Below are 13,439 nucleotides of genomic sequence, written 5' to 3'. Positions count from 1 at the left end.
CGGAGGTGATACATTGGACAAATTGGTGATTGAGGGTGGAAGTCCCCTGTCAGGCACCATTCGTATCCATGGAGCAAAAAATGCGGCGCTGCCGATTCTAGCGGCAAGCCTGCTGGCCGAAGGAGTTCACTCACTGCATAATGTGCCGAAGCTGCTGGACATCGAGACTATGCTAGACATCTTGGATCGGCTGGGCTGCAGGTGCGTGCATCAAGAGGATACGGTGACGATAGATACGTCAGCCGTGGGGACATCTCATGTACCTGAGGATTTGATGCGGCAGATGAGATCTTCCATTTTTTTAATGGGACCGCTGTTATCCAGATTTGGTGAGGTAACGATCTATCAGCCTGGTGGCTGTGCGATCGGGGAGCGTAAAATCGATCTTCATTTGCAGGGTCTTAAAGCACTGGGGGCGGAGATCGAGGAAAGCAACGGACGAATATCCTGTCGGGGCTCAAAGCTTGTAGGGAGTGATATTCATCTCGACTATCCAAGTGTTGGAGCCACGGAGAATATTATGATGGCTGCCGCCAAGGCAGAGGGGACAACGACGATATCGGGAGCAGCAAGAGAGCCGGAAATACAGGATCTACAGCAATTTTTGAATAGTATGGGTGCTCAGATTATCGGTGCAGGCACGGATACCATTACGATCCAGGGTGTCAAAAACTTATATCCCTGTACGTACGAGGTAATCCCAGACCGGATAGTGGCTGGAACTGTAATGATTGCTGCGGCAGCTACACGTGGGAATGTGACCTTGACACATACGAACGCCGGGCATCTGACTTCGCTTATTCATGTGCTTAAGCGGGCTGGTGTTCAAATCACAGTATGCAATGATATAATTAATGTCAGTTGCATGGGGCGTCCGCGTGCGGTTGAGAGAATTGTAACCTCTCCTTATCCTTCTTTCCCGACGGATCTGCAATCTCAGGTCATGGTGCTGCTGTCGCTCGCCGATGGTTTTAGTGTGATCAAGGAGACGGTGTTTGAGGGACGGTTCAAACATGTGGAAGAAATGGCCCGGATGGGTGCTGACATTTCTATCGATTTGAATCGTGCGTTTATTCGCGGCGTTCAGAGATTGTATGGTGCTACTGTGGAAGCTACTGATTTGCGGGCGGGTGCAGCTCTGGTCATTGCCGGGCTTGCTGCACAAGGGACTACGGTCGTTGAGCAAGCGCATCACATTGACCGTGGTTATGATGGAATAGAGAAGCTGTTTCAGAAGCTTGGCGCGCGTATAAGCCGTAAGGTGCCTGTAACGGATCCACTTGATTTGGCCAATTAAAGCTCCCTGTCTCCTTCCAGATCTCCCAGAGAAGGAGACAGGGCCTTATTACGGAGAATATGAGAATGACTACAACCCGATTACCTCTTCTTAAAGAGGACAAGCCTAAGAAAAAAATGAGCCGTAAGATTACGGCGATCCTGCTGCTGCTGTTCACTGCGCTTCTTGCTGTGATTTTTTTTAGATCGTCTATTAGCCATATTACAGTGATAGATTTTCAAGGTAGTAAGTATTCTACTAGTGAAGAGCTACTCTCACAAAGTGGAATTAAAATAGGTGGGCAATTCTTTGCTGTATCAACGAAAGCTGTGGAAGAATCTCTGCTGAAGCTTAAGACGATTAAAGACGTCAGCGTGCAGAAGGATTTCCCCGGGGTGATCACAGTGAAGATTGAGGAATTTCCAGCGGTAGCCTATGAACTGGAACAGGGAGGCCTCTTGAAGGCAATTCTATCCAGTGGAGCTGCAGTCCCTGTTAATGAGACAGGAATTGCCGTTGAGAAACCCATATTAACGAACTGGGACCCGGAAGATCCGAATAAGGCTAAGCTATGTCAAGCATTAGCAAGCATTCCTAATGAATTGACAAGTGATATCTCTGAGATTGTTCCCTCGCCGACCTTGTCTTTTCCAGACCGGATCAAGCTCTATACTAGATCCCGTTTTGAGGTGATTACAGCCATCTCATTGCTAAAGAGCAAGGTGTCCTATTTGAATCAGATTATAGAGACTGAACAGCCTGGACTGATTAAAATGCTAGAAGCCGATTCATATGTTCCCTTTCAGGTTGTAAGCGATGAAGAAGATGTTGCGCAAGAGTAGTGTGGAGGTAAATAGTCCCTACTAATAGAGTTAAAAAAATGCTACAATCGGAGTTACGGGCAATAAGCTATATCCCTCTTTTTTCTTCGATTTTTTTGAGATATAGTACTATATTTGGTTGAAATGACCAATTAGGCCGATATTTCTTGTGATAATTGCTATTTTTACAATAACATATGAGTAACTATTCACATTTGGGGATGTTGGAATATTATTCCGTTCAAAAAATTTGTAGAAAAAAGAGGGAAAGGATTAGGTATGTTGAATATGTACAGAGAAGTTTCCCGGGACCGGGATAAGGTAATGCAATTAATTATGATTATAACAGGAGGTGCCATAGGACTTGAGCAACAATGACATCATTGTTAGTTTGGACATCGGTACATCCAAAGTTCGGGCAATAATTGGGGAAGTTACCAATGGAACCTTTAATATTATTGGCGTTGGATCTGCCGATTCGGAAGGAATACGTAAAGGCGCGATTGTAGATATCGACCAAACTGTGCAATCGATCAAAAGTGCTATAGATCATGCAGAGCAGATGGTGGGTATTCAAATATCAGAGGTTTATGTAGGCATTTCCGGTAATCATATTGGCCTGCAATCCAGCCACGGCGTTGTGGCCGTTCAGAATGAGGATCGTGAAATCGGCGATGATGATATCGATCGCGTAATTAAAGCTGCGGAAGTCATTGCTATGCCTCCGGAGCGTGAAGTGATTGATGTTGTTCCCAAACAATTTATCGTCGATGGTCTTGAAGGAATTCAAGACCCGCGCGGAATGATTGGTGTTCGTCTGGAAGTTGAGGCAACAATCATTACGGGTGCTAAGACGCCAATACATAATCTACTACGCTGTGTTGAGAAATCAGGGCTGAAGGTAAAGGATCTTGTGCTGATGTCTCTTGGAGCTGGTGGATTGGCGCTGTCCAAGGACGAGAAATCGATGGGATCTGTTCTGGTTGATATCGGTGCGGGCTCAACAACAATAGCCATATACGAAGAGGGTTCTCTTAGTGCAACCTCCACGATTCCGATCGGAGGAGAATTCGTAACCAATGATATTGCCTACGGACTTCGGACACTTACTGATCAAGCGGAGAAGGTAAAACTTAAATATGGTTGTGCTTGGATTGACGATGCAGCCTCAGACGTTGTCTTCAAGGTATTGCGCATTGGCAGTAACGTGGAGAAGGAATTTAACCAAGAGGATCTGGCGGCCATTATCGAGCCAAGGGTGCAAGAAATATTCCACCTGATTCGTCAAGAAGTTAAACGGCTTGGTTACAGTGAACTGCCTGGAGGTTATATACTAACAGGTGGGACTGTTTCGATGCCGGGTGTATTGAAGGCTGCTCAGACTGAGCTGGCTGCATCTGTACGCATCGCCGTGCCGGATTATATCGGTGTACGGGACCCTGGGTTTACCGGCGGTGTCGGTATTCTGCATAATGTTGTCCGTAGTTTCCGTGGAAGAAACAGTGGTGGAAGCAGCAACAAAAAGACGGTCAACCGGAGCAAGCAGAACGCCGCTCCGAGTCAGGAAACTGTTCAGAAGCCCGGATTTGTGGAGCGTCTAAAAAATATGTTTAGCGAGTTTATATAAGTGTAAGTCCAGATATACTTGGACCGGCCATCCAAGCACATTGAGGGGGAGATGGAACAATATGTTAGAATTTGATTTTGAAATGGAGAGCTTGGCGCAAATAAAAGTCATCGGCGTGGGCGGCGGAGGTAGTAATGCTGTCAACCGGATGATTGAAAACGGCGTTCAGGGTGTAGAATTTATTACGGTTAATACAGACGCCCAAGCGTTGCATATGGCCAAATCGGAGCACAAGCTGCAGATTGGGGACAAGCTGACCCGCGGTTTGGGTGCAGGCGCCAACCCAGAAGTCGGTAAGAAAGCAGCGGAGGAATCCCGTGATCTGATTTCGAATACCCTTAAAGGTGCAGATATGGTATTTGTTACTGCAGGAATGGGTGGCGGTACAGGTACAGGTGCGGCACCAGTTATAGCTGAAATTGCTAGAGAGTGTGGAGCCCTGACTGTGGGTGTAGTGACTCGCCCGTTCACTTTTGAAGGAAGAAAACGTTATAACCAGGCAATGCTTGGAATCGAAGCTTTGAAAGAAAAAGTCGACACGCTAATCGTCATTCCAAATGACCGTTTGCTTGAAATTGTTGATAAGAAAACACCGATGTTGGAAGCTTTCCGTGAAGCAGATAATGTTCTCCGGCAGGCTGTTCAAGGTATCTCTGACCTAATTAAGGTTCCTGGTCTGATTAACCTTGACTTTGCGGATGTAAAGACGATCATGACAGAGCGCGGTTCAGCCCTTATGGGTATTGGTATTGCAAATGGTGAGAACCGTGCGTCTGAAGCAGCACGTAAAGCCATCATGAGCCCACTCTTGGAAACGTCTATTGAAGGCGCCCGCGGCGTAATTATGAACATTACGGGAGGATCTAACCTCTCTCTATACGAAGTCAATGAAGCGGCTGAGATTGTTACATCCGCCTCTGATCCTGAAGTGAATATGATCTTTGGTGCGATAATTGATGAAGGCCTGAAGGATGATATCAAAGTAACAGTAATTGCTACTGGCTTTGAACATAAACCATCACCTGAAGCACCAGGACGCCGTCCGGTCTCGACGAATAACGAGCCAGCGGCAGCACCGGATAAGAACGCTGCTAATCTGCGTCCGTTCGGGAATCAGAATACGTCAGATCAATTAGATATTCCGACGTTCCTGCGTAACCGTAATCGTGGCAACAATGACTAATTAAATATTTTTATTAAAAGATATGAAGCACCGTATTCCCCAGCTAATAGAGCTAGGGCAATGCGGTGCTTTTTTTTATGTGAAATGTTGTTCAGTAGGAATAAAACCCTCCCGCGCTATAACTCGACAAAAAAACCTTAAGAATGCCCCCCAAGTTTAGACAGACTTTGAATGCGAGACTTTTTATACTAATCATATCGTCCAAAAAAACAGAGCCTGATCCATTTTGGCTACAGGATAGATTCCGCCATAGTAAGCAGGTGAATGCACTGGTTGTTTATATTGACTTGATATTCGCCGCCAATCTAGTGATCGACGGAATTCTTTTGTGGCTGACAGGCTGGATGGTCAAGCTGAGGATATCATGGTGGCGCTTAGTCCTCTCAGCTCTGGTTGGTGCGCTGTATGTGGTGATGATGTTTGTGCCGGAGTTGTCTTTCATGTATACCTTCCTCATTAAGTTTGGCTTGTCGGTGGTTATGCTATGGATTGCCTTTGGTTTTGGGAGTCTGCAAAGCTACCTTCGCACTATGGGAGCTTTTTATATTATCAATTTCGCAGCGGCTGGTGGGATTGTAGGTATTCACTATTTGCTGCAGAGCTCCGGTGATATTTGGAATGGTATTATGTTCACTGCTTCAGGAGGGCATGCTTACCGCCTAAAGATTGGCTTTTGGTTTGTAATTGCAGTATTTCCCCTGGTGTTAATCTGCTTCAAGGCAGTGCACTCCTCACGAATCAGAAGGGAGCAGCTTGAAACCTATATCGGTGAGGTGGTAGTAGAAATTGATGGAGTGACTGTTTCCTGTCCCGGCCTGCTAGACACAGGTAACCGGCTTTGTGATCCTTTGACCCGCATACCGGTGATGGTTATGGAATCTTCGCTCTGGGAGGGACATCTGCCTGAAACATGGAAAGGTAGACTCACTCAGGACGGAGCGGACAAACTTTTACTAGAAACGGACGGGCAGTCGTTTGCTTGGCAGGACAGGATGCGACTGGTGCCTTACAGGGGAGTTAACCGGGGGGCATCATTTATGCTCGCACTGAAGCCTGATCAGGTGACGATAAAGCTTGGTGAAGATATCTTTTATTGTAAAAGAGTCTTGATTGGGCTGGATGGTGGGACATTGTCGGGGGATGGAGCCTATCGGGCTGTAATACATCCTGATTTGACTCAAAAAGAGAGCGCTACTGTTGCAGCACTGCCTTCCTAATCTTTAAAGCTAGCTGAACCAAACTTCTGATGGCTGAAAGCGGGATTTGAAAGCTTCACACGCGAACCGTGCACTTCTTGGAGGAGGAACAAATAATGGTCAAATGGAAAATTGCTCTGCAGCTGCAATATTACCGCATGCTGTTTCTACTAGGGCTGAAGAGTCAGGAAATCTATTATATTGGCGGGAGTGAGGCACTTCCTCCACCGCTGACACGGGAAGAAGAAGAATATCTGCTTCAGCGGCTGTCTAGCGGCGATGCAGCTGTTCGTGCGATGTTGATTGAGCGCAATCTTCGCTTGGTAGTATATATCGCTCGTAAATTTGAGAATACCGGAATCAATATCGAGGATCTGGTTTCGATTGGCGCTATTGGCTTAATTAAGGCTGTGAACACTTTTGATCCTGAGAAAAAAATAAAACTGGCTACTTATGCATCCCGCTGCATAGAGAATGAAATCTTAATGTATCTGCGGCGGAACAGCAAGACACGGAGTGAGGTTTCTTTTGATGAGCCGCTTAATATTGATTGGGATGGCAATGAATTATTGCTTTCTGACGTATTAGGAACGGAAAATGATACCATTTATCGGAACATAGAAGAACAGGTTGATCGCAAGCTGCTGCAAAAGGCACTGGAAAAGCTGAGTGACCGGGAAAGACTCATTATGGAGCTGAGATTTGGCCTGCGCGGAGGCGAAGAAAAGACACAAAAAGATGTGGCTGATCTGCTCGGCATCTCCCAATCTTATATTTCGCGGCTGGAGAAAAGAATTATCAAGCGGCTGCGCAAGGAGTTTAACAAGATGGTGTAAGGTGAAATTAGCAAGGAATAAAATGGCGAGCCCGGGAGATAATGTACAGTAATGTTTCTCCTTGGGAGGTAAATCATCATGACCCGTAATAAAGTCGAGATTTGCGGTGTGGATACTGCTAAGCTGCCTGTTCTAACGAATGTGGAAATGCGGCAACTGTTCACTTCGCTGCAGCAGCAGGGCGAGCGATCCGCCAGAGAGAAATTGGTAAACGGTAATCTTAGACTTGTTCTAAGCGTTATCCAGAGGTTCAATAATAGGGGAGAATTTGTTGACGATTTGTTCCAGGTGGGTTGCATCGGTCTGATGAAAGCCATCGATAATTTCGATTTATCACAAAACGTTAAATTCTCCACATATGCAGTTCCGATGATTATCGGTGAGATTCGGCGTTACCTGCGTGATAACAACCCGATTCGGGTATCACGTTCTCTCAGAGATATCGCCTACAAGGCGCTCCAGGTACGTGATAGTCTGACCAATCAGAACTCGCGGGAACCGACGATATTTGAAATATCAGAAGCGCTGGGTGTGCCGAAGGAAGATGTTGTTTTTGCTCTTGATGCCATTCAGGATCCAGTGTCCTTATTCGAGCCGATCTATCATGACGGCGGCGATCCTATTTATGTAATGGACCAGATTAGCGACGATAAGAATAAGGATGTGTCGTGGATCGAAGAAATTGCATTACGTGAAGCGATGCGTAAGTTAGGACAAAGGGAGAAACGAATTTTATCCATGCGGTTTTTCGAAGGGAAAACACAGATGGAGGTCGCAGATGAGATTGGTATTTCACAGGCACAGGTCTCACGTCTGGAGAAATCTGCGATTCAGCAAATGCAAAAACACGTGAAATCTTAGAGCAGTAGCCATGAGGAGATATTCCAGAATCCGGGTTAAGGATTTTGGGTTGTCTCCTCTTTTTAATGCATGTTGACAAGCTTCCGGATCATATATTGGACTATAGGTCGGATTGTACAGGGGTGGTGAGATGAACGAGGATTATCAAGGGTCTGCCAAAAAAATGAAAATCTCTGATTTTCAGACGAAGGATGTTATCAACATTGTAGATGGCAAGCGGTTGGGGCAGATTAGTGATCTGGAGCTTGATTTGCGCCGTGGTGTCATTGATGCCATCGTTATACCCGGATACACTCGGTTTATGGGATTGTTCGGAGGCGGGACAGATCTGATTATTCCATGGCGGAATATAGTCAAGATCGGGTCCGATGTTGTGCTCGTGAAGATTGAAGAGTCGCGGATGTCTCCGGGACAGGAAGAGCGTGAAACGATGTATCTGGAACGGGGAGATCGCAGCGAACGGCGCACTTATTAATTAGGTGCGTTTTTTGTTTTTTTATTTAAGAATTTAGGCGATCTGGCTTAACCGTCACTTTGTACGGGTATTTACATGTGGTACACTAAGGCGGAGGTGAGGAAATGGAACCGTTTGTGCAGGGGAAAGAAATGCTTATGCTGCTCCATCTGGAGCCTTGGCGAGTGGAGCATAACGAAATTACAGCGGGGTTTACTGGTAGACAGGGAGGGGCTAGCAAGGCGCCCTATGACAGCCTGAATTGTGCGTTTCACGTTGGGGATGCTCCTGAAGATGTCCTGAGCAATCGGAGAGCGCTTGCCGAAGCTCTTGATTTCAAGCCGGAAGCATGGACCTGTGGAGAACAAACTCATGGGGCAGAGATAGCTGTAGTAAGGGAAGTAGACCGTGGGCGGGGACAACAGGACAGAGCATCGGCATTTCAAGCTACGGATGGTCTGCTGACGGATGTGCCTGGGGTTTTGTTGACTTCTTTTTATGCGGATTGTGTGCCCCTTTATTTTTATGATCCCGTGCGTAGAGTCGTCGGTCTTGCGCATGCAGGCTGGAAAGGAACGGTGGCTCAGATTGCCGCAGCTATGGTGAGTAAGCTGCAAACGGTATACGGCAGCCATCCACATGATATTGTGGCAGCGATCGGTCCATCCATTGGCGACTGCTGTTATGAGGTGGATGATTATGTGATGGAGCATGTTCGGCAGCTGGAGGGCAGCTTGAATGAGGGGATAGAAACTTTCGATGCTGTGGAGCTTTACAGAGCCTCAGAGACTGATCAGAGTAAATACTTGCTAAACTTGAAAGAAATGAATCGACGCATTATGATAAAAGCAGGAATATTGCCGACTCATATCGAATGTACAACATGGTGTACAAGCTGTAATCGTGATTTGTTTTTTTCTTATCGCAAAGAAAACGGTATTACAGGCAGAATGACGAGCTGGATCGGAATAAAGGAGAGTTGAAAGTTGTCTTTAACACTGCAGGAGAGAATTGCTGAGGTAGAGGAACGTGTAGCACGTGCCTGCGCGGCAAGCGGCCGGGATCGTAATGACGTCAAGGTAATTGCAGTGACGAAATATGTTTCTCTGGAAATGGTATCCTCCGTATTGGAGGCAGGCCTAGAGCATGTTGCTGAGAGTCGCTGGCAGGATGCTGAGCACAAATGGAAGGTTTTAGGGGACAAAGGGACATGGCATTTTATCGGGCATTTGCAAACCAATAAGGTTAAAGACGTTATTGGCAAATTTCAATATATACACTCTTTGGACCGGATGTCTCTGGCGCAAGAATTGCACAAAAAGGCGCTTGCCGCTGATCAGGAAGTGAATGTGTTTCTTCAAGTGAATATCTCTGGCGAAGATACGAAGTTTGGTCTGTCACCTGAGGCAGTACCTGGATTTTTACGTGAAATCGCTAGTTTGGACCGCGTTAAGGTAATTGGACTTATGACGATGGCACCTTTAGAAGGTGATCCGGAGCTTACCCGTCCTGTATTTCGCGGACTTCGTGAGCTGCGCGATGAGCTTAATCAACTTGCTTTGACACCTGAGCCGATTACGGAGCTGTCCATGGGAATGTCGAATGATTTTGAAGTGGCGATACAGGAAGGAGCCACCTGGGTACGCCTGGGTACGGTGTTAGTAGGCCATTAGGAGGGATCGTGATGAGCGTTATGAACCGATTTATGAGTTTTTTGGGCTTGCAGGAGGAAGAGGAAGTTGTGGAGCGGGAGCAAATCCACGAAGAGGATGAGTATGAGCCGGCCCCTGTAGAAACCCGCAAAAATCAGAGGGGCAACGTTGTCAGTATCCATTCGCAAAAAAATGTCAAGGTTGTATTATATGAACCACGTTCATATGATGAGGCACAGGAGATTGCTGATCATCTCCGTTCGCATCGGACGGTAGTAATTAACCTGCAGCGTGTTCGCAATGATCAAGCAATGCGAATTATTGATTTTCTCAGCGGAACTGTTTATGCCCTTGGGGGAGGAATCTCTAAAATTGGGGGCAATATATTTATGTGCACTCCAGATACTGTTGAAATTCAAGGCTCCATTACAGAAATCCTAGGTGACGATCAAGACTATAACAGAATGAGGTGAATGGGCTTTGCTTCAAATTGATTACATTATCGATATTTTGTTTAACATTTATTTTTACATGATTATTTTCTATGTGCTAATGTCCTGGTTACCCAACGTTCGTGATAACTTCATTGGAGAACTGCTAAGCAAACTCGTAGAGCCGTATTTAACACCTTTCAGACGGTTTATTCCACCGCTCTTCGGTACACTTGATATCTCTCCAATTATTGCATTACTTGTCTTGGAATTCGCTGCAGGCGGACTTAAATCTATCCTGCATTTGATTTTTTAGGCAATTGTGATGAAGAACGAAGTTTACGGGCATTTTCATCCCGATGAACGTCAATTTGTGGACAAGGCCTTCGAATGGGTTACCAACGCTGGAGAATATCATGAGACTAAATTAACTGAATTTCTCGATCCCCGCCAAGGTTTTATTTTGCAAACTTTAGTTAACCGCCATCCTGATGTGATTGTTAAATGGGAAGGTGGACATGCTGAGGCAGAGCGGAAGCGAGCGCTTGTCGCTCCTGATTATCGTGACCTGGATCAGGAAGACATGGAGCTGAAGGTGCTTGCAATAACCTCAGGGGAGCAGAAGTTTCTGGCTCTGGAGCATGGGGACTACATGGGTTCTATTCTGGGGCTGGGCGTTAAACGAGGCAAAATCGGTGATATTCATGTTCTGGACGATGGTTGTCATGTTGTAGTCGCTGCTGATATTGCAGATTATTTAGCTATGAATTTAACTGGAGTGCACCGGATACAGGTAAGTACGGAAGTATTACCCCTTTCCGCCTTGCGTAATAGTGAGGTTAAGCTGGAATTGATGGATTTGACTGTAGCATCCCTGCGATTGGATGGCATTGCCGCAGATGTAACACGGCTTAGCCGAAGCAAAATTCTTGCTCCCATCAAGGCTGGACGTGTTCGGGTAAACTGGAAAGTGGAGGAAGACCCATCCTGCGGTCTTAAGGATGGTGACATGGTATCTATTCAAGGCTTTGGTCGCTTCAAGGTTCTAGAGGTCGGCAGTTTGACGAAAAAGGGCCGATACCGTGTTCAGATTGGTAAATTTGTGTGAATCCCTTGCAGGAATACGGTCTTACTTGTCGAAATTGATTATTTCGAGGGAATCAAACATTTTTTAAGCTGGACGCCGATACTTTTAAGAAGAGGCGGACCATGAATGGCAGGCGGAACACAGGAACACCTTCTGCCTTTACTTGAAGTACAGTCTTTCTTCTTTGTCTGCCGCTTAGTTGCGATTTAGAGATAAAGAAGGTCCGAAATTTCTAGGAGGTGCACAGCATGCCATTAACACCGCTCGATATACATAACAAGGAGTTTTCTCGGAGACTTCGCGGTTATGATGAGGACGAGGTCAACGAATTTCTGGATCAAGTGATCAAGGATTACGAAAGCGTCATCCGTGAGAACAAGGAACTGCAGAATCAGCTTTTGTCTATTCAAGAGCGTCTGGATCATTTTGTGAATATTGAAGAAAGTTTATCGAAGACGATCTTAGTCGCTCAGGAAGCGGCGGATGATGTGAAGAACAACTCCAAGAAGGAATCCCAGCTCATTATCAAGGAAGCGGAGAAAAACGCCGATCGTATTATTAACGAAGCGTTATCCAAATCCCGTAAGGTTGCTATTGAGACTGAAGAATTGCGCAAGCAAGCTTCGATCTATCGCACTCGTTTCCGGACATTAGTGGAAGCTCAACTGGAGCTGTTATCACAGGATGACTGGAATGCCTTAGAGAGTCGTGAGGCGAGCGAGAACGTAGCTTTCAAGGATGATGTTCTTCATCGCATCTAAAGGTTTCAGACGATAATTGGCTAAATAGAGGGAGCTATTCCCTCTATTTTTATTTTCCGATAAAATAGACCATAATAAAGTGAACTCCATGCGCAAGTACGCTCATAATAGCTAGATTGGGTGAATGGTTGTTGACATTTAGATTCAAAAAGTCTATAAATAGAACATATCTGTATAATGTTTATATGTATTCGATGACGGGACAAGTACGACAAGGTAACGTTCTCCAGAGAGTCGGCGATTGCTGCGAGCCGATTGTTCGAACCCTGCCGGAAGATCTTCCCCTAGAAGTTAAGCTGAAGCGTTGATCGTGCGTAAGCCTAACCGTCTGCCGGACGTTACACCGGACCTGTGCACAAGATTTACGCGCAGGACTGAGATTGTGCTGAATACACTCCCCTTAAGGATGTGCTCATGCGCAGAATTAGGGTGGTATCGCGAGCGTCGTCTCGCCCCTTTGGGGGTGGGATGACGCTTATTTTGTTGTTCCGGGGCGGCCATCCCCCTAAATCCCCCTTTCTAAGGGGGACCCCAAGGGCTGCTGCCCTCTGGACACCCGCAAAGTAAAGCCTCGTGCAAACTAGGTACGGTGGTGGAAACGAACGGATTCATGTGGCTGAAGGAGCGGCCCTTCTTAGGCTCCCCTGGCGGGTTCGCCTGCGGGGCCTTTACGGCAAGAGCGGTGAGCGACCAGCTGCGCAAGGTCGCCCATTGGCGCCCCGAGCAATTGCTGCCCTACGGGATTGCGGCTCGGGAGCCAGGGCAAGAGCGGTGAGCGACCAGCTGCGCAAGGTCGCCCATTGGCCCCCCGAGCAATTGCTGCCCTGCGGGATCGCAGCTCGGGAGCCCGGGCAAGAGCGGTGAGCGACCAGCTGCGCAAGGTCGCGTATGGCGCCCCGAGCGATTGCTGCCCTGCGGGATCGCAGCTCGGGAGCCCGGGCAAGAGCGGTGAGCGACCAGCTGCGCAAGGTCGCGTATGGCGCCCCGAGCGATTGCTGCCCTGCGGGATCGCGGCTCGGGAGCCCGGGCAAGAGCGGTGAGCGCCCAGCTGCGCAAGGTCGCGTATGGCGCCCCGAGCGATTGCTGCCCTACGGGATCGCGGCTCGGGTGCCAGGGCAAGAGCGGTGCGACCAGCTGCGCAAGGTCGCGTATGGCGCCCCGAGCGATTGCTGCCCTGCGGGATCGCGGCTCGGGAGCCAGGGCAAGAGCGGTGAGCGACCAGCTGCGCAAGGATCGCCCAAAGATCGAAAAGAG

General features: G+C 47.3%; 14 protein-coding genes and 1 other annotated feature. All 14 genes read left to right on the top strand.

The genetic code is table 11. The features are described 5' to 3' along the window. Nucleotides 1–13: 13 nt before the first annotated feature. The 14 genes from murA (at nt 14) to MHB37_RS24260 (ending at nt 12,185) form a co-directional block, all read left to right on the top strand. Complete coding sequence (gene murA / locus MHB37_RS24325) at nt 14–1,297, top strand: UDP-N-acetylglucosamine 1-carboxyvinyltransferase (protein WP_036683642.1); 1,284 nt, start codon at nt 14–16, stop codon at nt 1,295–1,297. Nucleotides 1,298–1,362: 65 nt separating this feature from the next. Next, nucleotides 1,363–2,118, top strand: coding sequence for a cell division protein FtsQ/DivIB (locus MHB37_RS24320; RefSeq protein WP_076129061.1), 756 nt, complete (start codon nt 1,363–1,365; stop codon nt 2,116–2,118). Between the two features lie 343 nt (nt 2,119–2,461). Beyond that, nucleotides 2,462–3,724: a cell division protein FtsA gene (gene ftsA / locus MHB37_RS24315; protein WP_076129063.1), complete on the top strand. Its 1,263-nt coding sequence runs from the start codon at nt 2,462–2,464 to the stop codon at nt 3,722–3,724. 61 nt (nt 3,725–3,785) lie between these two features. Beyond that, entirely contained in the window at nt 3,786–4,907 is a 1,122-nt protein-coding gene (ftsZ, locus tag MHB37_RS24310) for a cell division protein FtsZ (protein WP_076129065.1), read from the top strand. Nucleotides 4,908–5,176: 269 nt separating this feature from the next. Next, nucleotides 5,177–6,124 carry a sigma-E processing peptidase SpoIIGA gene (gene spoIIGA, locus MHB37_RS24305; RefSeq protein ID WP_076129086.1) on the top strand — a complete coding sequence of 316 codons (948 nt, stop codon included), beginning with the start codon at nt 5,177–5,179 and terminating at the stop codon, nt 6,122–6,124. Nucleotides 6,125–6,216: 92 nt separating this feature from the next. Then, nucleotides 6,217–6,939: an RNA polymerase sporulation sigma factor SigE gene (gene sigE / locus MHB37_RS24300; RefSeq protein ID WP_036683937.1), complete on the top strand. Its 723-nt coding sequence runs from the start codon at nt 6,217–6,219 to the stop codon at nt 6,937–6,939. Between the two features lie 78 nt (nt 6,940–7,017). Next, nucleotides 7,018–7,800 (top strand): RNA polymerase sporulation sigma factor SigG, encoded by a 783-nt coding sequence (gene sigG, locus MHB37_RS24295; RefSeq protein WP_036683631.1) that lies wholly within the window; start codon nt 7,018–7,020, stop codon nt 7,798–7,800. A 130-nt stretch (nt 7,801–7,930) separates the two neighbouring features. After that, nucleotides 7,931–8,275, top strand: a complete 345-nt coding sequence (locus MHB37_RS24290) for a YlmC/YmxH family sporulation protein (protein WP_036683628.1) — start codon at nt 7,931–7,933, stop codon at nt 8,273–8,275. Nucleotides 8,276–8,379: 104 nt separating this feature from the next. Beyond that, nucleotides 8,380–9,237 carry a peptidoglycan editing factor PgeF gene (gene pgeF / locus MHB37_RS24285; protein WP_036683625.1) on the top strand — a complete coding sequence of 286 codons (858 nt, stop codon included), beginning with the start codon at nt 8,380–8,382 and terminating at the stop codon, nt 9,235–9,237. 3 nt (nt 9,238–9,240) lie between these two features. After that, entirely contained in the window at nt 9,241–9,927 is a 687-nt protein-coding gene (locus tag MHB37_RS24280; protein WP_036683622.1) for a YggS family pyridoxal phosphate-dependent enzyme, read from the top strand. Nucleotides 9,928–9,938: 11 nt separating this feature from the next. Next, a complete protein-coding gene (locus MHB37_RS24275; protein ID WP_036683619.1) occupies nt 9,939–10,379 on the top strand; it encodes a cell division protein SepF in 441 nt (146 codons plus the stop codon). Between the two features lie 7 nt (nt 10,380–10,386). Further along, nucleotides 10,387–10,653, top strand: coding sequence for a YggT family protein (locus tag MHB37_RS24270; RefSeq protein WP_036683616.1), 267 nt, complete (start codon nt 10,387–10,389; stop codon nt 10,651–10,653). A gap of 9 nt (nt 10,654–10,662) precedes the next feature. Further along, nucleotides 10,663–11,445, top strand: coding sequence for an RNA-binding protein (locus tag MHB37_RS24265; RefSeq protein WP_036683613.1), 783 nt, complete (start codon nt 10,663–10,665; stop codon nt 11,443–11,445). A gap of 227 nt (nt 11,446–11,672) precedes the next feature. Next, nucleotides 11,673–12,185, top strand: coding sequence for a DivIVA domain-containing protein (locus MHB37_RS24260; protein WP_051491297.1), 513 nt, complete (start codon nt 11,673–11,675; stop codon nt 12,183–12,185). A gap of 185 nt (nt 12,186–12,370) precedes the next feature. After that, nucleotides 12,371–12,645 (top strand) — a binding site (T-box leader). The last annotated feature ends 794 nt before the right edge of the window (nt 12,646–13,439 follow it).

It is taken from the genome of Paenibacillus sp. FSL H3-0286 (assembly GCF_045040705.1).
GTDB classification, from domain to species: Bacteria; Bacillota; Bacilli; order Paenibacillales; family Paenibacillaceae; genus Paenibacillus_AQ; species Paenibacillus_AQ odorifer.
The sequence above is the reverse complement of the archived record's forward strand: the minus strand, read 5'-3'. Positions and strand labels throughout refer to the sequence as shown.

Bases quoted from the DNA above. Each gene is read 5' to 3' on its own strand.
- MHB37_RS24320 (WP_076129061.1), top strand. From the start codon at position 1,363: ATGACTACAACCCGATTACCTCTTCTTAAAGAGGACAAGCCTAAGAAA.
- ftsZ (WP_076129065.1), top strand. From the start codon at position 3,786: ATGTTAGAATTTGATTTTGAAATGGAGAGCTTGGCGCAAATAAAAGTC.
- sigG (WP_036683631.1), top strand. From the start codon at position 7,018: ATGACCCGTAATAAAGTCGAGATTTGCGGTGTGGATACTGCTAAGCTG.
- MHB37_RS24290 (WP_036683628.1), top strand. From the start codon at position 7,931: ATGAACGAGGATTATCAAGGGTCTGCCAAAAAAATGAAAATCTCTGAT.
- pgeF (WP_036683625.1), top strand. From the start codon at position 8,380: ATGGAACCGTTTGTGCAGGGGAAAGAAATGCTTATGCTGCTCCATCTG.
- MHB37_RS24275 (WP_036683619.1), top strand. From the start codon at position 9,939: ATGAGCGTTATGAACCGATTTATGAGTTTTTTGGGCTTGCAGGAGGAA.
- MHB37_RS24265 (WP_036683613.1), top strand. From the start codon at position 10,663: ATGAAGAACGAAGTTTACGGGCATTTTCATCCCGATGAACGTCAATTT.
- MHB37_RS24260 (WP_051491297.1), top strand. From the start codon at position 11,673: ATGCCATTAACACCGCTCGATATACATAACAAGGAGTTTTCTCGGAGA.